Origin of the sequence: Mycobacterium sp., from assembly GCF_036488105.1 — a bacterium.
Lineage (GTDB): Bacteria > Actinomycetota > Actinomycetes > Mycobacteriales > Mycobacteriaceae > Mycobacterium.
The window spans coordinates 1-22,705 of record NZ_DASXHW010000050.1; the positions used below are offsets into that span (position 1 = coordinate 1).

The window sequence follows — 22,705 nt, forward strand, 5'->3', positions numbered from 1 at the left end:
GATTCATCTCGCCCCACTCGGTGGCCGCCGATGCCGAGGGAAACCTTTATGTGTCCGAATGGTTGATCGGCGGGCGCTACACCAAGCTTGCACCCCGTCGCATGGCTCAACAGCGACGGTTGGCCGGTGTCGGCGTTCCTCACCTACGTGTTTGAGCGCGATGCGTTCTGGGTGACGTCCTTCCGCGACCGTCCCCGCGTCGACTGTCTACTGGCTGACCCCCGAAGCTCGGTCGCAGTGTCCAGCGCAGGCAAACCACTCGGCCACGGCCGGATGATCAGTGCCCGGACATGGGCAGTCGTGCACGATGACGTGTCTACAGCCGAATGGTTCTACCCGCAGTTCTGCAAAATGACCGGCCTGGACGCCGCGACGTTGGCCCGACAGGACCGCGTCGTCATTGAGCTTCGTCCGCAAGCGTGGAACAGCTTTGACGCCAAGCGAATGCTCCGCCGATAGTCAGCTCCAAGGAGCGATCAGCCAGCTCGCTCCTCGAGCCGCGATGGTGGACACGCAACGGGTAACTCAGAGTCGCTCGATCACCAAGGCGGAACCCATTCCGCCTCCGGCGCACATGGCGACTACGCCGATGGCGGCGTTGCGACGCGCCAGTTCGTGGACCATGGACACGACCATGCGCGCGCCGGTGGCCGCGATCGGATGGCCCAGGCTGATACCGCTTCCGTTGACGTTCACACTGGACTCATCCAGGCCGAGTTCACGACTACAGGCAACGGCCATGGTGGCGAACGCTTCGTTGATCTCGAAGACGTCGACATCGTCGGTGCTCAGTCCGCAGCGTTTCAACGCCTGCGGAATCGCGGTCACCGGGGCGACGCCGGTTCGCAGCACGTCGACCCCCACCGAAGCCCAGCCCCGGATTCGTGCCAGCGGCGTCAGGCCACGGCTTCGCGCGAAGTCCGCGCTGCCCAGGACGAGCGCGGCCGCGGCGTCATTGATGCCCGCCGAGTTGCCCGCGGTGACCACGGCCCCGGGGATTTCGGGGTGCAGCACCTTCAGCGCCGCAAGCACGTCGGGCGTCGTGCCGGCCCGCGGGTGCTCGTCGGTGCTGAACAGCTTTGTCGACCCGTCGCTGACCACTGGCACTTCGACGATCTCGTCCTCGAAGTAGCCCTTGTCGATGGCGTCTACGGCGCGCTGGTGGGATCGGGCGGCCCACGCGTCGGCTTGCTCGCGGCTAACGCCACAGAGCCGGGCGGTGTTCTCGCCGATCGTGACCGACATGTCGAAGGCCGGGATGTCGGGGGCGTCCGGGTGACTCTGCGGCGACCACCGGGTGGGCTCGCTGGCACCGGGTACCACTTTCGTCAGACGCGGCATCGTGCTCGCGCTCTCGGTTCCGCCGGCGACGATGGCATCTCCCATGCCGGCCATGATGGTCGCGGCGGCGAGCTGGACCGCTGTTGCGCCCGAAGCGCAGTGCCGGTTGACGGCGACGGCGGGCACACTGGTCATGCCCATCTTCACCGCGACGTGGCGCCCGATGACACCGCCGCCCTGCAGCGACTCGGCCAGGATGAGGTCGTCCAGCTGCTCAGCAGGGATCTGTGATCGGGCGACCGCGGCACGGACGGCGACCTCGGCGAGTCCGTAGGCGTCTACTGATGTCAGGGAACCCTTGCGGGCTCGGCCTATCGGTGTGCGGGCAGCTGACAAGATAAGGGCTTCACGCATCGTGATCTCCGTCGACGTGATGGCTTGGTGGGGTGTTGAGGGTGGTCATGGCGCCGGCGCACGGTCCGCGGTGAGGTGGGCGAGCAGTTCCCGGCGCAGCACCTTTCCGGTGGAATGGCGCCGCCCGATCCCGACGCGGTCGGGTAAGCCCGTCGCCGCCATTTCCAGCAGCGTCAGCACGTTAATCGCCGCGGTCCTTAGTCCGATGCGGGCAGCGCCTTGGCAGCCTTGATGACCAGCTGCCTGCCGTCGGCGGCCAGCGGGCCCGCGCCCGCTTTCGTGCACAGCACTTCCAGGCCGGTTGGCTCGTCTACGTAGCGCTTGCCGAGCACGACACCGTGTTCGGCGGTGCCCTTGGGGGCGGCGCTGCGCGCAGCATCGTCCGCGGTCATCGGAGCCCCCGCGCAGCTCAGCTCGGTGTGGGAGTGCGGCGCGCGGAGGACAATGATCTCGGTGTGACATGCGGTGCTGTGCAGGCGTTTCCCCGCCGCGAGTTCGCTCACGGCCCTTAATCCCAGAAGTGGAAGAGGTTGCGGGCATTGAGCTCCACGATTTTGCGGGCCTCATCGTCCGGTACGTCGACGAGGTGCTCGGCGAGCAGCTTGCGGGTGTGCGGCCAGTTGGAGTCCGAGTGCGGATAGTCGCTTTCGAACAGGATGTTGTCGACCCCAATGCGGTGGCGTTGCTCGATGCCGGACTGGTCGGAGATGAAGCAGCCGTAGATGTGTTCCCGGAACAGATCAGACGGGAGTTTGTCGGCGTTGATGTTGCACCAGTACTTGTGCCGGCCCCAGGAGTAGTCGATGCGTTCCAGTAGATACGGCATCCAGCCGATGCCGCCTTCGGACAGCGCGACTTTGAGGTTGGGGAACTTGTAGAACACCTCGGACATCAACAGATCGACGGTCGCCATCATCGAGTTCAGCCCGAACAGCGCGATGCTGATGAACATATCGCCGTCTGGCGCGAGCCCCTGCGGCATGCCGCCGGAGCCGAAGTGCATCGACAGCGGTAGCTCGGCTTCCTCGCAGACGCGCAGAATCGGATCCCAGTGGTCGGTGTGAAACGAGGGCAGGCCGAGTTTGTGCGGCGCCTCGATAAACGAAACCGACTTTGCGCCCTTGGCGGCGGTGCGCTCGACCTCGGCCACTGATGCGTCGATGTCCCAGAACGGCACCATCATCAACGGGATCTGGCGCGCGGGGGCGTAGGCGCACCACTCGTCGAGGATGAAGTCGTTGTAGGCGCTGATGCACAGCTTCGCGAAGTGCTTGTCCTCGGCGGCGAAAAACGTGCTGCCGGCAAAGCCGCCGAAGTTCGGGAAGCACAGCTGGGCCCAGGTGCCCTCGATGTCCATGTCCTTGATGCGGTCGGCGATGTCGTGACAGCCGGGCAGCATGTCGTCATAGCTGCGCGGGTCCATCCCGAAGTCGCGCGGATGCTTGCCCGCCACGGCATTGAGCGCGAAGTTGCCGGATTGCTTGCCCTCGTAGAGCCAGGTGTCATTGCCATCCGGCAGCTTCACGATGCGGGGGGCAACGTCGGCGTACTTGGCCGGCAGCCGGTCTAGCCACACGCGGGGGTGCTCGATGACGTGGTCGTCGACGGAGATGATCTTTGCGTCGTCAGGCAGCATTTGCAAAACCTCCTGAATACATCAGTTTCCTAACAGTAGGACGTCAGTTGCTTATTATGCAACGTGCCCTTCACCCCGCCAGGATCCGAAGCGCCTGCTTAGGACAAGCGTCTACCGCCTCCCGCGTCGCATCTTCGAGCGCAGCCGGAGGCGTCTCCATCAAGATCTGTACGCCGCCATCATCGTCGTCGACTAATTCGAAGACTTCGGGGGCCGCCAGAATGCACAGGCCATTCGCCTCGCACAGTAACGGATCAACAATGACCTTCATGCTCCAAGTAGACCATCAGGTGCTATCAAGTACAACATTACTGTCGTCATGCGCATATGATGCCCGCAGTTGCAAACCTACCGCCGACGTTGGGGGGACGAGTTGAACGACGCAGTCATCGTGGACGTTGTGCGTCTGGCCGCCGGAAAAGGCAAGCTGGGCGGGGCGCTGGCGGGCTGTCACCCGGTGGAGTTGCTGCGCCAGGTGTTGGCCAAACTCATCGCGCGCAACGACATCGATCCGGCGCGGGTCGACGACGTCATCGCCGGGTGCGTGGAGCAGGTCGGCGAACAGAGCTTCAACATCGCCCGCAGCGCCGTACTGGCCGCGGGATTCCCCGAATCGGTGCCCGCGACCACCGTTGACCGCCAATGCGGCTCCAGCCAGCAGGCGATGCACTTCGCCGCCCAGGGCGTGCTGGCCGGTGCCTACGACATCGTGATCGCGTGCGGGGTGGAGTCGATGAGCCGCGTCCCGATGGGTACCGGCTCCTCGGGCGCCGACACCTTCGGCCCGAGCGTCGCGGCCCGCTATCCCGACGGGCTGGTCAAGCAGGGCGTTGCCGCCGAACGCGTCGCAGCGCGGTGGAAGCTCGACCGCGACGCCCTGGACGCGTACGCGGTGCTCTCGCACCAACGGGCGGCGGCCGCGCAGGACGCGGGACAGTTCTCCAACGAGCTTGTCGCGATGCCCATCGCCGACGGTGAGGGCACCCAGGCCGCGCACGCTGTCGACGAGACGGTACGGCCGGCAACCACGGTCGAGGCGCTCGCCAGGCTGAAGCCCTCCTTCTTTTCGGCCGAGGCCGCCGCCCGCTTCCCGGCGATCGACTGGAGGATCACGCCGGGGAATTCCTCGCCTCTGACCGACGGCGCATCGGCGGCGTTGATCATGAGTGAGCGGATGGCCACGGACTGCGGACTGCGGCCGCGGGCACGGTTCCACGCGTTTGCGGTCAGCGGGGACGATCCGTTGTACATGCTGACCGCACCCATCCCGGCCACCCAGCGGGTGCTGCGTCGCGGTGCGCTGACGCTGGAGGACATCGACGCCTACGAAGTCAATGAGGCCTTCGCGTGTGTGCCGCTGGCGTGGGCGCACGAGCTGGGCGCCGATCCAGCCAAGCTCAACCCGCGGGGCGGGGCCATCGCGTTGGGCCACGCTTTGGGCTCGTCAGGAACCCGGTTGCTGGCAACGCTGGTGAATCATTTGGAGGCCACCGGCGGCCGGTACGGACTGCAGACGATGTGCGAGGGCGGCGGCATGGCCAACGCCACGATCATCGAGCGGCTCTGAGATGGCCGTCCCTGACGTTGTAGTCATCACCGGTGGCGCCGGCGGGATGGGTCTAGCGTGCGCACGAGCATTGGCGGATCGAGCGCAGTTGCTGCTGGTCGACGTCGGCGAGGAGCAGCTCGACGCTGCCCGCGCCGCGCTGGGGCCCCTCGAGGCAAGCGTGGAGACCCTGCGCTGCGATGTGACCTCGGCCTCCGACACTGCCGCAGTGGCCGAGCGGGTGCGGGCCTTGGGGCGGTTCCGGTGCCTCGTGCACACCGCGGGCGTCTCCCCCGAAATGGCCGACGCCCGCACGGTGTTGGAGGTGGACCTGGTGGGCAGCGTCCGGATCACCGACGCGTTGTTCCCGTTGGTCGAGCCGGGCAGCTCGGCGATCTTGATCGGCTCGATCGCCGGCTACAGCGAGGTGCAACCCACTGTGGAGAAGCTGCTCGACGATCCGCTGGCTGACGGGCTCGTCGCCGCCGTCGAACAGGCGCTGGGCCAGCCCCTGGACAGCGCGATGGCCTACGTGTTGGCTAAGCGCGGCGTGATGCGGCTGGTCGAACGGCTGGCCGCGCCATGGGGCGCCAAAGGCGGACGCATTGTTGCGATTTCGCCTGGTCTGATCGACACCCCGATGGGCAGGCTGGAGCTCGAACGTCAGTCCATCGTGCCAATCATGGTCGAGGTGACACCGGTGAAACGACCCGATCAGCCGCTGCCGGGCCGGCCTGAGGATATCGCGGCCACCGTGGCCTTCCTCGAGTCCGACGCAGCAGCATTCATCTCGGGATGCGACATCCGCGTCGACGGTGGTCTGATCGGTGCGGGAAAGCAAATGCTCGGTGGACAGTGATGCCGAGGCTGCGTCCAGAAGAACTCGATCCAGAAATCCGCCGCGCAATCGCGGATCTGCCGGCCTTCGTATTCTCGGCCGACACCGTGCCGATGATGCGCCAGAACGCGGTGTTCGCCCCGGTCCCGGCACCCGACATCGAGCGCGTTGAGCTCACCACGCAACCAGGCGTCGAGGTGAGTTTGTCTGTGCTGCGCCCGCACAACGCCGTCGGCGACCTCCCGGCGCTGTATTGGATGCACGGCGGCGGGATGGTAATCGGCAACCGCCACATGGATGACGCCCGCCTCAATGAGTGGTGTCGTTCGCTGTCGTGCGCCTGCGTCAGCGTCGAGTACCGATTGGCGCCCGACGCGGCTTATCCTGCGCCGCTGGATGATTGCGACGCCGGACTGGGCTACCTGTTCGATCATGCGGACGAGCTGCGCATCGATCCCGCCCGGGTCGGGGTCGGTGGGCGCAGCGCCGGTGGGGCGCTGGCTGCTGCTCTCGCACTGCGGTGGCGTGGTAGGGAAAAGCATTCGGTGGCCTTTCAGTACTTGGAATACCCGATGCTCGATGACCGCGGCCAAACACCGTCGAGCAAGGTTGACGGGCTGCCGGTGTGGAGCTGCGAGTCCAACGAATTCGGCTGGCGCAGTTATCTCGGCCCTGCCTACGGAACTGCCGACGTGCCAGCGGACGCGGCGCCGGCTCGGGCCGCCGAACTCGCAGGTCTGCCGCCGACATTTATCAGCGTTGGGACTGTCGACTGCCTTCGTGACGAGTCGATCGACTATGCCGCGCGCTTGTGCCGGGCCGGCGTATCAACCGAGTTGCACGTATATGCCGGTGCGGTGCACGGCTTCGACATGTTCGCCGACTGTGCGGTCGCCAAGTGTGCCGCGCGCGACAGTGTCGACTGGCTGGCCCGGCAGCTCAACTGACCGAAAACTATCGCCGCGTCTAACCGCGACGGTAAGGAGAGTTAATGTCTGAAGTGACCCAGTCCGATACGGTCGGTCCACGCCCTCCCGCGTGGTGGGCTGCGGGCGCTAGCGTCTTACCCGGCGCGCGGCGCATTAGGTGTCATTCGTTCCAAGTATGAGCGGCCTCGATCTTCGAGGTGCGTTCAAGAAGCTGCCTGAGCACGATTTGGGCCTCCAGCCGAGCGAGGGCCGCCCCGATGCAGAAGTGTGTTCCCTTGCCAAAAGTGATGTGACCCTTGCCATTGCGACGGTCTAGCCGGCAGTCATTGGGATCGTCGAAATGCGACGGATCCGGGTTGGCCGCCCCCCACAACAACAGCAGGTGAGAACCCCGCGTCGATTCACTCCGCACAGCTCGTATTAAGTTATACGACTGGTTCGTAAGCTTTTTGACTTACTCACACAACCCCGTTAGGTTGTCGTCCCAGACGGCCGTGCAAGCACAGCTTCCATATCCCCGGACGGAGTCGGCGTGAGCGAATGGACCGATCGCGACGACCGTCAACGAGTCGCTCATGCGGAGTACGAGCACATCATGTGCGCGCCGGCCCCTGCCCCGGTCAGCGCCTACATTGATGGCGGAGTGATCGGGTTCGTCTTCGCCGAGATGTGGCGCCGCGGCGTGCTCACGCCTCGCGATCGTCGCTGGATCACCCTTGCGTGCGTCGGCATGGCCGACGCACCCGTGCCCATGGAGACCCACTGTTACGCCGCCCTCAAGAGCAACGAGGTGACGAAGGAGGAGGTCGACGAGTTCCTGCTCTTCTTCGGCACCCAGGCGGGTTGGCCCAAGGGCTCGTCGATGCTCACCTACATCATGGCTGCCTTCGCCAAAATCGCCGAGGAGGACGGCGAGACGCTGACCTTCGCGAGGTTCGTCCCGTGGGCCGATCCGGTTGCCGACGGCGTCCGCCGAGCCCGAGGTGAGGCGGCATACGCGGCCGTGCACGGAGCCGCGCCTGCACCGCCACGCACCTCATTTCAAGCCGTGGGCGACCTCGACTACCTCTACGGCGAGATCTGGAGCCGCGATGAGTACCTCACCCCGCGCGACCGACGACTAGTCGCAATCTCCTGCAGCGCCGCCCTCGGGATCGATGCGGAGATGACCGATCAGCTCGAGTCCGCCTTGCGCAGCGGCGATCTCACGTTCGACGAGCTGCAAGAGGTCGTCATGCACATCGCGGTATATCTCGGTTGGATCGTGGCGCGACGCCTCGATCACCTCCTGGTGGCGGCGGCGAAGAATACCGGCACAGACAGCTGACGAGGCGGCGATGCTCGCGTGATGCCACATTCTCCGATCGGGCCCACGCCTTCGGCGAAGGAGACGCTGGTGCTTGAGGCGGTTCGAGTGCCCGCCGCCTTGCCTATCAGCGTCGCCGACGACGTCGTTGCATTTCGTATGCGCACGGCCGCGGAGCAATTCCTCGCCTACGGGTGACCTGGTCTGGCCGGCCGGCAGCTAGCCCGAGTCCGACTCCGGAAGTGTTGGTCTCGTTGACTGATCCTCCGTCGAACACTTCGCCTGGACTGGGGGGCGTCGTCCGCACCGCGACCGGCTTGATCGCTGCCCTCCCACCAGCGGTAAAAGTACGAGATCGGTGATCGCCGTAGCCGCTCGCACCGTTGCCGCGATGAACATCCTTCCCCCGTTCGCTCAGCTGGGACAGTCGGCCACGATGTCGCGCTCGGGACCGATGATCATCCGTTCAGGGCAGGGCCCGCATTCGCGGACGGTCGGACGTGGATCCTTGGAGCGCGGTCAGTGTCTCGGCCGAGGGAACCGCTGTAAGAAACGCAACCATCCCGTCCAGCAGTGCGCTGACATGGACGGCGTAAGTCGACACGGTCGTCCCAAACACGCGCGCACGGTGGCGGTCGGCGCAGGCGTGCACGCACATCGCCGACACCCGATGAATGCGGTCATCGCGCAGCGGCTGCGGCACGTGGTCGATCAGGGCGCCGACGTGGTCGATGTACGCCTGATGTGATTCGCGGTGGGGAGCTGGCAGGGTGGATAGCGGGCTGCTTCGGTAGTCGTAGCGCAACAGTTGTTCGAGGAAGGGCAAGTAGTAGCAGGTTTCGTCTTCAGCTAGTTCGATGAGTGGGAGCTGATGCGCCTCCACCACGCTTCGCAGGTCGTCCGCGGACATCCGCGCCCCCAGCAGCTGTCTTCGGCGGGTCAGGTGTTCGAGTCGGTTCGCCAGGATCGCTTCGACAAGTGCATCTTTCGATCCGAAGTGGTACTGCACGGCGGACTTGTTCGCCATTCCTGCCGTGGTGCCAATGAGCCGGAGTGGAACACCGTCGAGACCGTGCTGGGCGAAGAGTCGCTCCGCGGTGAGCACCAACCGCTGCTTGGCCGACGCGCCTAACGGTGTGGACACCGACGTGGACATTTGACCAGAATCTCATACTAGACGGATTAAGTCCTATAACTTAACATTCAGTCGAAGGTTTGAGAGGTGAATCGTTATCGACGAGCACCCGCCTCACTGAATCGCAGAGTAGACATCGAAGAGTCGGCGGTAGCCGACATAAGGAGATGCAAATGTCAGCACGATTCGAGGGGCGCGTCGCATTCATCACCGGGGTGGCCCGCGGCCAGGGCCGCAGTCACGCGGTGCGTCTGGCCCGGGACGGCGCCAACATCATCGGGATCGACATCTGCGCCGACATCGCGGCCAACCACTATCCGATGGCATCCCGCGATGAACTCGACGAAACCGTCGAACTGGTCGAGCGTGAGGGCGCCAAGATCGTCGCCAGCGTGGCCGATGTCCGCGACTTCCACCAGGTCAAGGCTGCAGTGGACGCCGGCGTAGCGCACTTCGGTCGGCTCGACATCGTGTGCGCGAACGCCGGCATTGCGCCGGTCGCCTTCCGCGAGCTGACCCTCGAGGAGGAACTCGACCAATGGCGCGCCGCGACCGGGGTAATCCTTGACGGCTCTTACCACACCGCTTCGGCGGCGATACCGCATCTCATCGCTGGCCAACGAGGTGGGTCGATCGTGTTCACCAGCTCGACCGCGGGATTAAAAGGCTTCGGCGGCCTGCAGGGCGGAGGACTCGGATACGCTGCGGCGAAGCACGGAATCGTCGGACTGATGCGCACACTGGCAAATGCGCTGGCGCCCCACAGCATTCGGGTCAACACCGTGCACCCGACCGCCGTGCGAACCATGATGGCGATCAATCCAGCCATGACCGCATTCCTAGAGCACTACCCAGAGGGTGGTGTACATCTGCAGAATCCAATGCCCATCGACATGATAGAACCCGAGGACGTCAGTGCAGCCATCGCCTTTCTGGCTTCCGATGAGGCCAAGTACGTCACCGGCGTCACCTTCCCAGTCGACGCCGGCTTCTGCAACAAGCTCTAACCCATGAAAGATGCATCAACCGGCCGGGTGGCCGGAAAGCGGGTATTAATCACCGGGGCTGCGCGCGGCATGGGCCGCAGCCACGCCCTACGGTTGGCCGAAGAAGGCGCCGACGTCATCCTCGTCGACATCTGCGCAACGCCGCCCGGGCTGGAATACGAACTGGCTACCGAGGACGAACTTCAAGAAACCGCCGACCTGGTCGCCGAGCACGGCGGCAAGGCGATCACCAAGGTCGTCGACGTTCGCAACGCCGATGCCTTGGCATCAGCCGTCAATGCAGCCGCGGCCCAGCTGGGGGGTTTGGATGCCGCCGTGGCCAATGCCGGCGTGCTGACCGCTGGCACATGGGACACCACGACGGAAGAGCAGTGGCGATTAGTGACCGACGTCAACCTCATTGGGGCATGGAATACGTGCGCGGCAGCAATACCGCACCTGCTCGAGCAAGGCGGCGGCAGCCTGATCAACATCAGCTCAGCGGCCGGAATCAAAGGCAGCCCGCTGCATATCCCTTACACAGCGTCCAAGCAAGGCATCGTCGGCATGAGCGTCGCTCTCGCGAACGAGCTTGCCGCTCAAAGCATCCGAGTCAACACCGTCCACCCGACGGGGGTGTGGACCGGGATGGCGCCACCAACGATGCACAAGCTAATCCTCGAAGACCGTTCGGACCTCGGTCCTCTCTTCGGCAATGCGCTCCCCGTCCCGCTGATCGAGGCCATTGATGTGAGTAACGCGGTGCTGTACCTAGTGTCCGACGAAGCCCGATACGTCACCGGCCTGCAGTTCAAAGTCGACGCCGGCGTCACCATCCGATGACACATCCATCCGGTGTCATCGCTATCAGCGTGCCCGAGGATCTGCCGCTGTCGGCATGGGCGAAGGCGTTTGACACTAGTGTGCTGTCGATCGCTCGCAGTCTGCGGACTTTCCTGCTTGGACTGCTGGCCCAGGGCCGAGCGCACATCATCAACACCGCGTCGACGTCGGCGTTGTGGCCCTTCGGCTACGACCGCCTTCCCTGCGTGGCGAGCAAGGCGCCCACCCTGGCGCTCATCGAGGCCACCGAGGTGGGACGTCTCGTCGTCGACGCCATCAAGGACGACACTTTTTTCCTCACCACCCGCCGCGAAGTTCCCGACATCGTGCGCAAGCGTGCCGACGACATCGACGCCTTCCTGAACGCCCAGATCGCCGCGTTGGCCACCCCATGACCGCAGCCAAGCCGATCGTCGGATTCATCGGCCTCGGGAGCCAGGGGGCGCCGATGGCCCAGGCGCTCATCGATGCTGGTCATGACACCGTGCTGTGGGCCCGCCGGCCCGAGGCCCTTGAGCCGTTCGCCGACACCGCGCGCGTCGCATCCAACCCCGCCGAACTCGCTGAATTGGCCGATGTGGTCGGCATCTGTGTGCTCAACGACGACGATGTGGTCGAGGTGGCGCTGCGCCCGAACGGATTGTTGGCCGGGATCACCCCGGGAACGACGGTGCTGATCCACAGCACCGTGCACCCGACCACTTGCCGGCAACTGGGCGACCGCTTCAGCGAACGCCGCGCCCACCTGTTGGACGCGCCCGTCAGCGGCGGCGGCGAAGCGGCCCACGCGCGGCGGCTGCTCGTCATGGTGGGCGGAGACCACGACATTTACACTGCGGTCTCGCCTGTGCTTTCCGCGTTCGGCGACCCCGTCGTGCACGTTGGAGCCTTGGGCTCCGGCCAGTTGGCCAAACTCTGCAACAACCTGTTGTTCACGGCAACGCTGGGGCTCGCACACGAGACCGCAGAGCTTGCGGGGGTGTTGGGTGTCGACGCGAACGCCCTGATGAGCATCCTGCAACACGCCAGCGGACGCAGCTTCGCGGTCCAGATGTATGCCGGCCTACTCGGCGGACTTCGGCCACCTTCGGCCCGCGTGCGCACCATCGCCGAACTACTCGGCAAAGACGTCGCCCTCGCCAAGGAACTCGCCGACGACGCCGACCGCGGTGACTTGTTGATGACCGCCGCCCAGCGGGTGCTGGCGGCGATGGGACACGAGCCGTGCAGGTGACCTCGACGGCAGCACACCGATCGACGGATCAAAGGAGACAAGCCATGTCCCTCGCTCGCAGCGAGCTCAAACAGCCACACCACCGCAACCCGGCATCATCTTCTTGCCGCGACAGCAATGACCCAGCGGCGATCTGCCCGGTGATCACCCGTTGGTCCACCGCCAGACAGGATCAGCCATGAGTACAGCTATCGACGACGCGAGGGCGAAGCTGCGCCAACTCGGCGTCGCCCGGCCCCTCATCGGCGGGGCATGGCTTGAAAACACATCCCTGGGCCAGGTCGACCACACCGATCCCGCGACCGGGCAGGTCAACGGCACTATCGCGATGTGCGGTCCTGAGGAAGTCGAGGCCGCTGTAGCCGCAGCCAAACGGGCATATCCGGCGTGGCGGGCACTGTCTGCGGACAAGCGCCGGCGCATCCTGCAGCGTATCGAGGAGTTGGTGGAGGCAGATCTGCCGGAGCTGGGCAGACGCGCGACCGCCGAATTGGGCCATCCGCTGAGCACCGCGACGTCGCTGTCTTACATGTGCGCCGCCTGGTTCGGGTATTACGCCGGCTGGTCAGACAAAATCGAGGGCGCCACCATTCCACTGACTCCGGCGTTCAACGCCGGCTTCGACTACACCCTCGCTGAACCCTACGGTGTCGTCGGAATCATTTTGACCTGGAACGGGCCGATGGTGTCGGTGGGCATGAAGGTCGCCCCCGCCCTGGCGGCGGGGAACTGCGTGGTGTTGAAAACACCTGATATCGCACCCTATACCGTGGCACGGTTCGCCGAACTTGCCCTGGAAGCCGGTGTGCCACCAGGGGTGCTGCACGTGTTGCCCGGAGGTGCCGAGGCCGGCGAAGCCTTGGTACGGCATCCCGACGTCGGAAAAATCTCATTCACCGGCGGAATCGCCACTGCCAAGAAGATCCTCGACGCCGCCAGGCATACCGTGAAACCCGTCGTCCTGGAACTCGGCGGCAAGTCGGCCAACCTCGTTTTCCCCGACGCCGACCTCGACGCGGCGGCTGCGCTATCTGTGCGATCGTGTTTCACGATGGCCGGGCAGGGCTGCGTGCTGGCCACCCGCATGTTGGTGCACCAGTCTGTTTACGACCAGGTGGTCACGGCAGCCGCGAAAGCGATATCGGGCCTGCGCCTAGGCGATCCGTTTGCATCCGACACGACCCTGGGCCCCGTGGTGAACGAGGCGGCTTACGCGCGGGTCCTCACAGCAATACAACGCGCAGAAGGCGGCACCCAAGCGCGACTGATCACCGGTGGACACGCTGCGCCGTCGGATCAGCTTGCGCCTGACATCGCCGGCGGCTACTACATCGAACCGACCCTGCTCGTCGACGTCGATCCCAACAGCCCAGTCGCCCAAGAGGAAGTGTTCGGCCCGGTGTTGACCGTCACCGCCTTCGACACTGAGGAACAGGCCGTTGATCTCGCCAACGCAACGCCGTACGGTTTGGGCGCTTTCGTACAGACCCGTGACATCGCTCGCGTGCACCGGATCGCACCGCTACTGCAAGCGGGAACGATCTCGGTCAACGGAACATCTGGGCTCCCTCCTGGTGCACCGTTCGGCGGCTATAACCAAAGTGGGTATGGCCGCGAAGGCGGCCGGGAAGGACTCCACGAGTTCCTCCGAACCAAAAACGTCTTCATCGGTGGCTAGGCGTCGTGAAGTCCTCGCTGGCGGCCCGTCTCGTTTGTAAAGAACGAGGTCACGGCGCGGTGGACGCCTCCACTGCTGCGGCCAGTCGCTCGTGGTGGGTGAAAGGATCGCCGAACAGCAGCTGGTTGGCCTTGGCGCGCCGGTGATAGAGATGCAGATCGTGTTCCCACGTGAAACCGATCCCGCCGTGCACCTGTAGCGCCTCGCTGGTGAGGTTGGCGATGGCCACACTGGTGTAGGCCTTCGCGACGCTGGCGGCCTCGGCCGCGTCATCGGTGTTCGCCGCGACGGCCATCGCCGCATAGTAGGTGGCGGCCGTGGACGCCTGAAGCCACATCCGCATGGTCGCGCATTTGTGCTTGACCGCCTGGAAACCGCCGATCGGGCGGCCGAATTGCACTCGCAGCTTGGCGTATTCGACTGTCATGTCCAGCACCGTCTGACCGACCCCGACGCTTTCGGCGCAGATCAGGACGGCACCGCAGCGCTGTTGCCGCTCGACTGCCTGACCGCCCTCACCGGCCGTTGCGACGATGGCCGACGCCGGGACGAGCACGTCGTCGAGGCGGATCGCGTCGAAGTGACGGGTGATGTCGAGGGTTCGTTGCCTGCGCACGGTCAGCCCCGACGAGTCTCTGTCGACAAGGAATTGGGCGAGGCTCCCGTCGAGTCGGGCCGTCACGAGGATCCAGCGGGCGGTCTGCGCATCCTGCACCGCGCTCTTAACGCCGGTGAGCCGGTATCCGTCGACTTTTTCAATTGCCATCGTCTGCACCCCCTCCGCGGCCCATGGTTGCCGGGGCTCGGCAAATGCCCAGGTGGCCACCGCCTCGCCGGTGGCCAACCTGGGCAGCACTTCGGCTTGCAGTTCGACGCAATCGGACCGCGAGATCGCCTCGGCGACAAGGGCATTACTGATCAAGGGCCCGGGTTGCACTGTCTTGCCGTGCTCTTGGGCAATCAGTGCCACGTCGACGAGGTCGCGCCCAAGACCGCCGTACTCCTCCGGCACGGTCAGGGCCGCCCAACCGAGCTCGCTGCCAAGTTCCCACACGCCTGGGTCGTAGCCGCCCTCACCTTTCTCGACGAGGTTTCGCACCCGGTCGATGGGCGAATTGCGGGCGAGTAGTTGGCGGGTGCTGCTCACCAGCATCCGTTGCTCGTCAGTAAGGCTGAAATCCACGGGATTCCTCCGGATCTCTAGGAACCGCGCGGTTCGCGCGGCAATCCCAATGACCGCTCGGCCACGATATTGCGCAGCACCTCGTTGGTGCCGCCCGCGATCGTCAATGCCCGCGCGTACAGGAAGGCGTCTTGCCACCAGCCGTCGTCGACCGCGTCTGGGTCGCCCTCGGTCAGCAGGCCGTCGATGCCCTGCAGCGCCACACCGAATTCGGTCAGCGCGAGATTGGTCTCGCTGTACAGGATCTTGGCCAGCGGTGCGTCCGCCGCGTCGGCGCTGCCGTCCCTGGCCCGGGACAAGTTGTACTGGCCGAGTAAAAGGCTCGCGCGCGCCGCCGCGTACAGGCGGCCGATCTCCTGGCGGATCGCATCATTGCGCAGTGCGGGCGCCCCGCACTGCTGCACTGTGCGAGCCATCGCCCCCGCTTCGCGGACCATGCGAAGGGTCCCGATGCCTGCGGCGCCGACGCTGGAACGCTCGTGGACGAGACTGGTCGTGGCCACTTCCCAGCCGCCGTCGACGGCGCCCAGCACGTTGCCGGCCGGTATTCGTACACCGTCGAGGAAGACTTCGTTGAAGTCGCTCGTCCCGGTGATTTCACGCAGCGGCCGCACGTCGACGCCGGGGCTCCTCATATCCAGCACGAACGTAGTGATTCCCGCGTGCTTGGGTGCGTCGGGATTGGTCCGGGTCAGCAGGTAACCCCAATCGGCGTGCTGGCCGTTGGTGGTCCAAACCTTCTGCCCGTCGACGATGAAGTCCTCACCGTCGCGCTGCGCACGCGTGGTCAGGCTGGCAAGGTCGCTGCCCGCGCTTGGTTCGCTGAAAAGCTGGCACCAAATATCCTGCCCGGCGCGGATTCTCGGTAGATATCGTGCCTTCTGCTGGTTGCTGCCGAAATGGATCAGGGCCATCGCCGCCAGCAGACCCGCGCCAATCGGGGTGGGCACTCCAGCGTGGGCCATTTCCTCGGCGATCACGGTGGTGCGCAGCGGATCGGCGTCTCCGGTGCCGCCCCATTCGACGGGCCAGTCGCCGCCGTAGTAACCGGCCTCGAACAGCTGCGCTGTCCATGTGCGAAGACCCGGAACGTCGTCGGGTTCCGGGGCGCGGACGCCGGCCTTGCGCACCTTGTGCACCGCGGGGCGATGCGTGTCAATAAAGCGGCGGACCTCGCCGCGGAACTGTTCGATCTCGGGGTCTTGATCCAACTTCATGGGCGCCTCAGCCGCCTCGCCGCAGCAGCATCGCTCCGCCGGGTGTGCCACCGCCGGTGGTGACGACCGCGACACGCGCGTTGCTCACCTGCCGACCGGTGGCCTCTCCGCGCAATTGCGCGATGGCCTCAGCCAAGAAGCCGTAGCCGTGGGTGCGTCCTGCGGAGAGCTGGCCGCCATGTGTGTTCAGCGGCAGCGCCCCGTCGAGCGCGATTGTCGTTCCGCCATCGAGGAAGTCGGCGGCCTCCCCGATACCGCAGAACCCGAGTGCCTCCAACCAGGAGACCGCGTTGAACGTGAAACCGTCATAAAGCTCGGCGACGTCGACGTCGTCGGGCCGCAGGTCGGTGCGGGTCCACAAGTGTGCCGCCGGTCCGAATACCTGCGGTTCATGAGTGAGGGTGTCCTGGTCCCAGGAGATCCGCTCGGCTATCTGAGTGCCCACGGCCTCAACGAGCACCGGTGCCTTGGGCCGGTCGGCGGCGGTGTCAATGGAGGACACGATGACCGCGATTGCCCCGTCGCAGGGCACGTCGCAATCGTAGAGGCCGAACGGCGAGGTGATCATCCGCGCGCCGAGATAGTCGTCGAGGCTCAGCGGAGTGCGGTAGATCGCATCCGGGTTGCGGGCTGCGTTGGCCCGCGCGGTCAGCGCAATGGGAGCCAATGTCGATGCCCGGTCGCCTCCGTAGCGCCAGAAGTAGTGCGAGGCGTTCACGCCGATCCAGTTGGCGGCGGACACAGCGCCGAAGGGCGATCGCCATTCGAACATGCCCGAGGCCCGGCCGCCGCCGGGGCGCAGCTTGCCGGCGCGCATCAGCTCGGTGTGCGTCGCCTCCCACACCGTGCGGAAGCACAGCACGTGCCGGCACAGTCCAGCTGCGACAGCGAGCATGGCCGAAACGACGCTGCCAGTTGGGCCCGGAAATTCGCCGCCGCCGCTGATCCAGGTGGGCCGGATGCGTAGTGCCTCCTCCACAGCGGTGACCCCACCCTCTGACATGCCCCCGACGTGACCGCCGGGGTAGGTAGCAAGCCCGTCGATGTCGTCGAGGCTCAGGCCGGCATCGTCGACGGCACCCAGGCACGCCGCCACAGTCAGCGAGAACGGATCCACCATCAGCCGTCGGCCGATGGTCGAGCTGCCGACCCCGGTCAGCGCGACCTTGTCCTCAAACTTGGTGGCCGAGACCATGGGGCGTACCGCCCGGGCAATGTCGCGTGGAGCCGGGACCGGTCCCGGCTCCGGGGCACTTGGGTCCGGTTCGAACAACGGGATCCACAGCTCCTCATGCGGTTCGAAAATGACGCGGACCCGCATGCCTACGGCGACTTCAACCGGGTCGCAGCCAACGATGTTGGTGGTCAGACGCACTGACGGGTCCTCGTCCAGGACGACTACCGCAACGACGTAGGGCGGCGGGAAAGCGGGCAGCCACTGCTGATGGTTCAGCGTGAACCCGGCGACCGTGGCCCGCCCGGACACCACTGCCATCCCGACGTCGACACTGCGGCACTGCGGGCAAATCGGCTGGGGCGGATGGTGGTGGCGTCCACACGAAGAGCATCGGGCGATCCGCAGCCGGCCGTCGGCTCCGCTGGTCCAAAACGGCTCGCTGCTGATAGTCGGTTGGGGCACGGGACGCCCCACCGCAACCTGAGTCATTACACCTCCGAAACAGCGGTGACTTTCCCGCAGGACCACGAACATATACCTACATGTAGGTGATGACTCTACTCAGATGTACAGTAACCCTCTCAATAGTGGAGCATCGCAGCGGCAAAGAACAGAAGTGAGAGGTTCGCGTGAAGATCCAGGACAGCGCCGCGATCGTCGTGGGAGGCGCGTCGGGTATGGGGCGGGCGACCGCCGAACGGCTGGCAGAGCGGGGTGCAAAGGTGGCAATTCTGGACCTTGCCGCCTCGGAGGGTGCCACTGTCGCCAAGGAGCTGGGCGCGGACGCGTCGTTTCATCCGTGCGACGTGACCGATCCCGAAGGCGCCGAGAACGCGGTGCACGCGGCGGTCGAGGAGTTGGGGGCCGTACACATCGCGGTCAACACCGCCGGTGGCGGGATATCGCAGCGCACGCTGAGCAAGACCGGGCCGCACCCATTGGACGCGTTCCGGTCGGTGATCGACCTGAACCTCATTGGCACCTTCAACCTGAACCGCGTGCAGGCCTGGCACATGAGCCGCAACGAACCCGACGACGGTGAGCGCGGTGTCATCGTCAACACGTCGTCGATCGCGGCGTTTGAAGGCCAGATCGGCCAAGTCGCCTACTCCGCCGCCAAAGCGGGCATCGCCGGGATGACACTGACGATGGCACGCGACCTGGGCGGTTTGGGCATTCGGGTCACAGCGATTGCGCCCAGCCTGTTCGCGACCGGAATTACCTCCCGTATTCCCGACGACATGGCCGCCGCACTCACCCGTGACGCCGCGTTCCCGCGACGGATGGGCCGTCCCGACGAGTACGCGGCGCTGGCGGTCGCGATCGTCGAGAACCAGATGCTGAACGGCGGCACGGTGCGCCTCGACGCCGGCCAGCGATTCGCGCCGAAGTAAGCGCACCGACGTGGATCTCGGATTAGCCGGCGCGACGGCGGTGGTAGCCGGAGGTACCCGCGGCATCGGTCTGGCGACCGCGGTGTGTCTTGCCGGCGAAGGCTGCCGGGTCGGCGTCATCGGCCGCGACGAGGCCCAGGGGGAAGAAGCCGCCAGCGCCGTGGAGGCCGCCGGCAGCCCTGCGGTGCTGCGGTTGACGGCGGATCTGGCTTTGGTTGCCGACGTGGAGTCTGTCTTCGATGAGGTCCGCGCGCGGTGGGGCACACTGAATGTCCTCATCAACGCCGCCGGGCCGAGCGGAGCCGGGCGCTTCGAGGACCTCGACGACGCGCGGTGGTCAGACGCGCTGGATCAGGGAGTGATGTCGGCTGTCCGCTGCGTGCGAGCCGCCTTGCCGCTGCTGCGCGGCGCGGACTGGGCTCGGATCGTCAACGTGACGGCGATGTCGGTGCAGCACCAGTCGCCGGCACTGGTGGGTTATACGGCGGCGAAGAGCGCGCTGCTGTCGGTCACGAAGAACCTCGCCCGCTCGCTGGCACCTGACGGCATCCTGGTGAATGCGGTGGCGCCGGGTCCGATTCTGACCGACTGGGCGCGACCGGTGCTGGCCTCCGCCGGAATCGACAACGACGACCCAGTGGCGGCCTTCCGGCTACTGGAACACGGCCACGGCATGTCGGTGGACCTGGGCCGACTCGGCCTGCCCCAAGAGGTCGCCGCGGTCATCGCGTTCTGCGCGTCGCGCAGCAACGGATATATGACCGGTGCCCACCTCAATGTCGACGGCGGCAGCGACTTCCTCTGACCGGGCCTAACGTCGTGGGCGACTGCGCGGAAGCCCCAACCGGTTTTCGACGATCAGGCTGCGCAGCACTTCGCTGGAACCGCCATAGATCGTCGTGGCGACCGCGCTACGGTAATGGGCATCCATCAGACCGTCGACGGGAGCCTGCGGGTCGGTCCAGTCGAGCAGTCCCGCCGCCCCCGCGATGTCGACCGCGGCAGCCGAGGCGCGAACATAGCTTTCCGGCCCGAACAGCGCCGAGACCGGCCCGGGCTTTTGGCCGTCGCTGTCCAGGAAGGCGGCCCGCAGCCCGAGCAAGTCAGCCACCTCGGCTTCCATCGCCATTCGTGCCAGACGTTCCCTGACCAGGGGGCTGTTGACCAGTGCGGTGCCGTCTGGTCCGGGCTGCGCGCGTGCGAATTCCAGGGCGTCTTCGGCGACCCATCGCGTCCGCGCTCCGGGCGCGACGTTTTGCTCTGCTTCCAGCGCGGCCCTCATCACAGCGAAGCCCTGATGCGGCTCACCGACCCGATTCGCGTCGGCGACCCGCACATCGTTGTAGAAGACGACGTTGGTGCGCTCATGGCCGATCGTATGTACCGGCTGGATCTCGATGCCCGGCGAGTCGAGCGGCACCAACAGCATCGTCAGGCCGCGTGTGCCCAATGAATCGGGGGTCGACCGGGTGAGCAGGAAGCAGTAGTCGGCCAGATGGGCGAAGGTCGTGAAGATTTTCTGACCGTTGACTATCCAGTCGTCGCCGTCCTGCTGTGAGCGTGTCGCGCAGGCGAAGACGTCTGACCCCCCGGCCGGTTCGGTGTAACCGAGGCAGATGAGGGTCTCACCGGCGGCGACGCCGGGCAGGATCCTGGCCTTGAGTTCGTCGGAGCCGGTGGCTCTGATCGCGTTGGCCGGCAGCAACGTGGTGCCGAATCCCGTTGTCGGCACGCCGCCCCGGCGCAGCGTATTCAACAGCACGGTGGCTTCGAAGTTATCGAGTCCGGCGCCGCCTTCGGCGACCGGCCACATGGGTGTGGCCCACCCGCGCTCACCGAGCTTGCGGGTCAGCTCCCGGTCGACGCCGTCGCCGGTTCGGCGTTCGTTCTCGATCACCTCACGGGTGACGTACTGGGCAATGAAGTCTTCGGCCTCACGTCTGATGCGAATCCAGTTGTCGGGTTCGGTGAAGTCCATTGCTCAGCGCCCTTCTGTGACGACGGGCCCAAAACGCCTATCCGCGAGGACGAGGAGCTCGTGTCGCGGATCAGCGAACGCGACCGCCCACGCTTTGGCCCGCCGATAATAAAGCTGGATGTCGTACTCCTCGGTGAAGCCGTATCCGCCGTGCACGTGAAGGCTGTGTTGACTCGCGTGGTAAGCCGTTTCGGCGGCGAAGGCAAAGGCCATCACGGCGAGCGCCGGGCCGTCGGCGTGGCCGGCGTCCAACGCACAGCACGCCTTGCGTACCAGCAGTTGGGCACCGTCGAGGGCAGCGACGGCATCGGCGAAGGGATGCGCGACGGCCTGGTACATCCCGATCGGCTGCCCGAACGCCTGGCGCACCTTGGTGTATTCGGACCCGATGCTGACCGCCTGGGATGCCAGCCCGACCAGCGCCGCGGCCCGCAGCACGCGGACCTCGTCGAGGGCGGCCGCGAATTCTCCCCACGCCTGGTCCCCGTCGGCCACCGAACGGCTCTCGCCGTGGGTGTTCCATCGAGCCAGCGCCAGGCCACCCAGGTTGGGCCGTGCAGTCGTCGACGGCCCATCGGGTTTCGTTACGTACAAGAGGGTTTCCCCGTCATAAGCCAGCACCGCGTCCGCGATCGCCCCGTCGACGAGAAGCTGGTCGCGCACCGGCGCCTGGTGCGTCGCCAGCGACACGATCGTGGAGCCGGTCAAGATGGGCCCCAACAGCTCCTTTTCTCCCAACCGCCCGAGCAGCCGCGCCGCGGCCGCGGTCTCCGCGATCGGAATCGGCGCCAGACGACGACCCGCCTCCTCGGCGACGACCGCCAACTCCAGCAGGCCGCCGTCAGCTCCCCCGCAATCCGACGGCACGCCGATCCCCAGCGCCTCGATCTCGGCGTAACGCCGCCACAACGACATATCCAGACCCGACGACTCGGCGGCCCGGACCCGCTGCGGCGTCGACTCCTTGAGAAACAGCGCCGCAAACGTTTCGCGCACCGCCCGTTGTTCTTCGCTCAGTTGCAGATCCACGCCCGACTCCTCCGAAACTCTTGCGGCAGTTGCCGGCTGGGCAGCGCGCTGGTCATCATTCGGGTCGTCCTGCGGCTTTCATCCGCTCCAAGTCCGCCATCACGACGGTTCGCCCGCTGGTGGCCGCGAGCGCGCGGGTGTGGCCGAGATGGTGCATGTCGAAACACGACGCGATCGCGGTGGAAAAGCCCATCGTGTCGAGCGTGTGATTGACCGCCCGCTTGGCCATCCGCAACGCCCAAGGGTCGGTTTGCGCGATGCGCTGGGCCAACTCCATCGTGAAATCACGTAGCTCGTCCAGTGGCACGACATGGTTCACCATCCCGGTCTGCAGCGCCTCCTGCGCGCTCACCGCCCCGGCGGTGAATAGCATCTCCTTGGCCTTTCTAGGGCCCAGTTCCCAAGTGTGAGCGTGATATTCGACGCCCATGATGCCCAGCAGAGCCACCGGGTCAGAAAACTGGGCATTGTCGGCGGCGACGATGAGATCGCAAGGCCAGCACAACATCAGTCCGGCCGCGATGCACTTGCCCTGGACGGCCGCGATGGTCGGCTTCGGGATATCGCGCCACCGCTTGGCGTATTCCAGATAACCGCGGGTCTCCCAGTCGTAGTAGCTCTCGGCAACCAGGCTGCCGCCCTCAGCTCGGGTGGGACCGAGGCGGCGGCCGTTGGCGGAGGGGTCACTGCCGGACATGTCGTGCCCGGCGGAGAAATGCTTGCCGGTTGTCGTCAGCACGATCACCCGAACCTCGGGATCCTCGTCCGCGCGTCGCCACGCATCGTCGAGGTCCTTGAGAATGCCCGGTGTCTGTGCGTTGGCGGCTTTCGGCCGGTCCAAGGTGATCACCGCCACCCGTCCGTCTGTCTCGTATCGGACGAAATGTTCTGCTGCCATTGC

The 22,705-nt window shown here is 65.8% G+C and carries 24 protein-coding genes and 1 pseudogene; 13 read left to right on the plus strand and 12 right to left on the minus strand.

All coding sequences use genetic code 11. From position 1 onward, the window contains the following. Positions 1-126 precede the first annotated feature (126 nt). Positions 127-459, plus strand: a complete 333-nt coding sequence (locus VGH54_RS02465) for a hypothetical protein (RefSeq protein WP_331510348.1) — start codon at positions 127-129, stop codon at positions 457-459. A gap of 66 nt (positions 460-525) precedes the next feature. Here VGH54_RS02465 and VGH54_RS02470 read toward each other — a convergent pair whose 3' ends face one another. The 4 genes from VGH54_RS02470 to VGH54_RS02485 form a co-directional block, all read right to left on the minus strand. Beyond that, positions 526-1,695: a thiolase family protein gene (locus tag VGH54_RS02470; protein ID WP_331510349.1), complete on the minus strand. Its 1,170-nt coding sequence runs from the start codon at positions 1,693-1,695 to the stop codon at positions 526-528. Between the two features lie 197 nt (positions 1,696-1,892). Further along, entirely contained in the window at positions 1,893-2,087 is a 195-nt protein-coding gene (locus VGH54_RS02475; RefSeq protein WP_331510351.1) for a hypothetical protein, read from the minus strand. 116 nt (positions 2,088-2,203) lie between these two features. After that, entirely contained in the window at positions 2,204-3,331 is a 1,128-nt protein-coding gene (locus VGH54_RS02480) for an amidohydrolase family protein (protein WP_331510352.1), read from the minus strand. Positions 3,332-3,401: 70 nt separating this feature from the next. After that, the gene (locus VGH54_RS02485) at positions 3,402-3,602 is read right to left on the minus strand and encodes a ferredoxin (RefSeq protein WP_331510353.1); all 201 of its coding nucleotides are present in this window, start codon (positions 3,600-3,602) and stop codon (positions 3,402-3,404) included. A gap of 102 nt (positions 3,603-3,704) precedes the next feature. Between VGH54_RS02485 and VGH54_RS02490 the strand changes: the two genes are divergently transcribed. From VGH54_RS02490 to VGH54_RS02500, 3 genes are read left to right on the plus strand one after another with little or no spacing between them, the layout of a single operon-like run. After that, positions 3,705-4,898, plus strand: a complete 1,194-nt coding sequence (locus VGH54_RS02490) for an acetyl-CoA C-acyltransferase (RefSeq protein WP_331510386.1) — start codon at positions 3,705-3,707, stop codon at positions 4,896-4,898. Between the two features lies 1 nt (position 4,899). Next, complete coding sequence (locus VGH54_RS02495; protein ID WP_331510354.1) at positions 4,900-5,736, plus strand: SDR family oxidoreductase; 837 nt, start codon at positions 4,900-4,902, stop codon at positions 5,734-5,736. Next, positions 5,736-6,662, plus strand: coding sequence for an alpha/beta hydrolase (locus tag VGH54_RS02500; RefSeq protein ID WP_331510355.1), 927 nt, complete (start codon positions 5,736-5,738; stop codon positions 6,660-6,662). Before VGH54_RS02495 ends, VGH54_RS02500 begins: the two co-directional genes overlap by 1 nt. A 142-nt stretch (positions 6,663-6,804) precedes the next feature. Here VGH54_RS02500 and VGH54_RS02505 read toward each other — a convergent pair. Beyond that, a pseudogene (locus tag VGH54_RS02505) lies at positions 6,805-7,047 on the minus strand (cytochrome P450); the annotation flags it as partial. A 129-nt stretch (positions 7,048-7,176) separates the two neighbouring features. On the opposite strand from VGH54_RS02505, the gene VGH54_RS02510 reads away from it, so the two are divergent. Both VGH54_RS02510 and VGH54_RS02515 read left to right on the plus strand, forming a co-directional pair. Next, complete coding sequence (locus tag VGH54_RS02510) at positions 7,177-7,971, plus strand: carboxymuconolactone decarboxylase family protein (RefSeq protein WP_331510356.1); 795 nt, start codon at positions 7,177-7,179, stop codon at positions 7,969-7,971. Positions 7,972-7,992: 21 nt separating this feature from the next. Next, complete coding sequence (locus VGH54_RS02515) at positions 7,993-8,148, plus strand: hypothetical protein (RefSeq protein WP_331510357.1); 156 nt, start codon at positions 7,993-7,995, stop codon at positions 8,146-8,148. Positions 8,149-8,416: 268 nt separating this feature from the next. On the opposite strand, the gene VGH54_RS02520 is transcribed toward VGH54_RS02515, so the two are convergent. Continuing rightward, positions 8,417-9,106: a helix-turn-helix domain-containing protein gene (locus VGH54_RS02520; protein WP_331510359.1), complete on the minus strand. Its 690-nt coding sequence runs from the start codon at positions 9,104-9,106 to the stop codon at positions 8,417-8,419. A gap of 152 nt (positions 9,107-9,258) precedes the next feature. On the opposite strand from VGH54_RS02520, the gene VGH54_RS02525 reads away from it, so the two are divergent. From VGH54_RS02525 to VGH54_RS02545, 5 genes are all read left to right on the plus strand, one after another. Further along, positions 9,259-10,092 (plus strand): mycofactocin-coupled SDR family oxidoreductase, encoded by an 834-nt coding sequence (locus VGH54_RS02525; RefSeq protein ID WP_331510360.1) that lies wholly within the window; start codon positions 9,259-9,261, stop codon positions 10,090-10,092. A gap of 3 nt (positions 10,093-10,095) precedes the next feature. Beyond that, complete coding sequence (locus VGH54_RS02530) at positions 10,096-10,914, plus strand: mycofactocin-coupled SDR family oxidoreductase (RefSeq protein ID WP_331510361.1); 819 nt, start codon at positions 10,096-10,098, stop codon at positions 10,912-10,914. Beyond that, a complete protein-coding gene (locus VGH54_RS02535; RefSeq protein WP_331510362.1) occupies positions 10,911-11,309 on the plus strand; it encodes a hypothetical protein in 399 nt (132 codons plus the stop codon). Before VGH54_RS02530 ends, VGH54_RS02535 begins: the two co-directional genes overlap by 4 nt. Next, positions 11,306-12,148, plus strand: a complete 843-nt coding sequence (locus VGH54_RS02540; protein WP_331510363.1) for an NAD(P)-dependent oxidoreductase — start codon at positions 11,306-11,308, stop codon at positions 12,146-12,148. Before VGH54_RS02535 ends, VGH54_RS02540 begins: the two co-directional genes overlap by 4 nt. 178 nt (positions 12,149-12,326) lie before the next feature. Next, positions 12,327-13,826, plus strand: coding sequence for an aldehyde dehydrogenase family protein (locus VGH54_RS02545; protein ID WP_331510364.1), 1,500 nt, complete (start codon positions 12,327-12,329; stop codon positions 13,824-13,826). Between the two features lie 49 nt (positions 13,827-13,875). Here VGH54_RS02545 and VGH54_RS02550 read toward each other — a convergent pair whose 3' ends face one another. Genes VGH54_RS02550 through VGH54_RS02560 form a run of 3 tightly spaced genes read right to left on the minus strand, consistent with a single transcriptional unit; the run spans position 13,876 to position 17,892 of the window. After that, a complete protein-coding gene (locus tag VGH54_RS02550) occupies positions 13,876-15,009 on the minus strand; it encodes an acyl-CoA dehydrogenase family protein (RefSeq protein ID WP_331510365.1) in 1,134 nt (377 codons plus the stop codon). 17 nt (positions 15,010-15,026) lie between these two features. Beyond that, a complete protein-coding gene (locus VGH54_RS02555) occupies positions 15,027-16,226 on the minus strand; it encodes an acyl-CoA dehydrogenase family protein (RefSeq protein ID WP_331510366.1) in 1,200 nt (399 codons plus the stop codon). 7 nt (positions 16,227-16,233) lie between these two features. Beyond that, positions 16,234-17,892, minus strand: a complete 1,659-nt coding sequence (locus VGH54_RS02560; protein ID WP_331510367.1) for a thiolase C-terminal domain-containing protein — start codon at positions 17,890-17,892, stop codon at positions 16,234-16,236. 140 nt (positions 17,893-18,032) lie between these two features. On the opposite strand from VGH54_RS02560, the gene VGH54_RS02565 reads away from it, so the two are divergent. Both VGH54_RS02565 and VGH54_RS02570 read left to right on the plus strand, forming a co-directional pair. Then, positions 18,033-18,797 carry an SDR family NAD(P)-dependent oxidoreductase gene (locus VGH54_RS02565; RefSeq protein WP_331510368.1) on the plus strand — a complete coding sequence of 255 codons (765 nt, stop codon included), beginning with the start codon at positions 18,033-18,035 and terminating at the stop codon, positions 18,795-18,797. Between the two features lie 10 nt (positions 18,798-18,807). Continuing rightward, a complete protein-coding gene (locus VGH54_RS02570; protein WP_331510369.1) occupies positions 18,808-19,602 on the plus strand; it encodes an SDR family NAD(P)-dependent oxidoreductase in 795 nt (264 codons plus the stop codon). A gap of 6 nt (positions 19,603-19,608) precedes the next feature. On the opposite strand, the gene VGH54_RS02575 is transcribed toward VGH54_RS02570, so the two are convergent. The 3 genes from VGH54_RS02575 to VGH54_RS02585 are packed head-to-tail and all read right to left on the minus strand — an operon-like array spanning position 19,609 to position 22,702. Continuing rightward, complete coding sequence (locus tag VGH54_RS02575; RefSeq protein WP_331510370.1) at positions 19,609-20,775, minus strand: acyl-CoA dehydrogenase family protein; 1,167 nt, start codon at positions 20,773-20,775, stop codon at positions 19,609-19,611. Between the two features lie 3 nt (positions 20,776-20,778). Further along, positions 20,779-21,804 carry an acyl-CoA dehydrogenase family protein gene (locus tag VGH54_RS02580; RefSeq protein ID WP_331510371.1) on the minus strand — a complete coding sequence of 342 codons (1,026 nt, stop codon included), beginning with the start codon at positions 21,802-21,804 and terminating at the stop codon, positions 20,779-20,781. A 55-nt stretch (positions 21,805-21,859) separates the two neighbouring features. Continuing rightward, on the minus strand, positions 21,860-22,702 hold the full coding sequence (locus VGH54_RS02585; RefSeq protein WP_331510372.1) for an enoyl-CoA hydratase: 843 nt from the start codon (positions 22,700-22,702) through the stop codon (positions 21,860-21,862). Between the last annotated feature and the right edge of the window lie 3 nt (positions 22,703-22,705).

What these genes read in the sequence shown, in the direction of transcription:
- VGH54_RS02470 (WP_331510349.1), bottom strand. Translation starts at nt 1,695, where the DNA reads ATGCGTGAAGCCCTTATCTTGTCAGCTGCCCGCACACCGATAGGCCGA.
- VGH54_RS02475 (WP_331510351.1), bottom strand. Translation starts at nt 2,087, where the DNA reads ATGACCGCGGACGATGCTGCGCGCAGCGCCGCCCCCAAGGGCACCGCC.
- VGH54_RS02480 (WP_331510352.1), bottom strand. Translation starts at nt 3,331, where the DNA reads ATGCTGCCTGACGACGCAAAGATCATCTCCGTCGACGACCACGTCATC.
- VGH54_RS02485 (WP_331510353.1), bottom strand. Translation starts at nt 3,602, where the DNA reads ATGAAGGTCATTGTTGATCCGTTACTGTGCGAGGCGAATGGCCTGTGC.
- VGH54_RS02495 (WP_331510354.1), top strand. Translation starts at nt 4,900, where the DNA reads ATGGCCGTCCCTGACGTTGTAGTCATCACCGGTGGCGCCGGCGGGATG.
- VGH54_RS02500 (WP_331510355.1), top strand. Translation starts at nt 5,736, where the DNA reads ATGCCGAGGCTGCGTCCAGAAGAACTCGATCCAGAAATCCGCCGCGCA.
- VGH54_RS02515 (WP_331510357.1), top strand. Translation starts at nt 7,993, where the DNA reads ATGCCACATTCTCCGATCGGGCCCACGCCTTCGGCGAAGGAGACGCTG.
- VGH54_RS02520 (WP_331510359.1), bottom strand. Translation starts at nt 9,106, where the DNA reads ATGTCCACGTCGGTGTCCACACCGTTAGGCGCGTCGGCCAAGCAGCGG.
- VGH54_RS02525 (WP_331510360.1), top strand. Translation starts at nt 9,259, where the DNA reads ATGTCAGCACGATTCGAGGGGCGCGTCGCATTCATCACCGGGGTGGCC.
- VGH54_RS02530 (WP_331510361.1), top strand. Translation starts at nt 10,096, where the DNA reads ATGAAAGATGCATCAACCGGCCGGGTGGCCGGAAAGCGGGTATTAATC.
- VGH54_RS02535 (WP_331510362.1), top strand. Translation starts at nt 10,911, where the DNA reads ATGACACATCCATCCGGTGTCATCGCTATCAGCGTGCCCGAGGATCTG.
- VGH54_RS02540 (WP_331510363.1), top strand. Translation starts at nt 11,306, where the DNA reads ATGACCGCAGCCAAGCCGATCGTCGGATTCATCGGCCTCGGGAGCCAG.
- VGH54_RS02545 (WP_331510364.1), top strand. Translation starts at nt 12,327, where the DNA reads ATGAGTACAGCTATCGACGACGCGAGGGCGAAGCTGCGCCAACTCGGC.
- VGH54_RS02555 (WP_331510366.1), bottom strand. Translation starts at nt 16,226, where the DNA reads ATGAAGTTGGATCAAGACCCCGAGATCGAACAGTTCCGCGGCGAGGTC.
- VGH54_RS02560 (WP_331510367.1), bottom strand. Translation starts at nt 17,892, where the DNA reads ATGACTCAGGTTGCGGTGGGGCGTCCCGTGCCCCAACCGACTATCAGC.
- VGH54_RS02575 (WP_331510370.1), bottom strand. Translation starts at nt 20,775, where the DNA reads ATGGACTTCACCGAACCCGACAACTGGATTCGCATCAGACGTGAGGCC.
- VGH54_RS02585 (WP_331510372.1), bottom strand. Translation starts at nt 22,702, where the DNA reads ATGGCAGCAGAACATTTCGTCCGATACGAGACAGACGGACGGGTGGCG.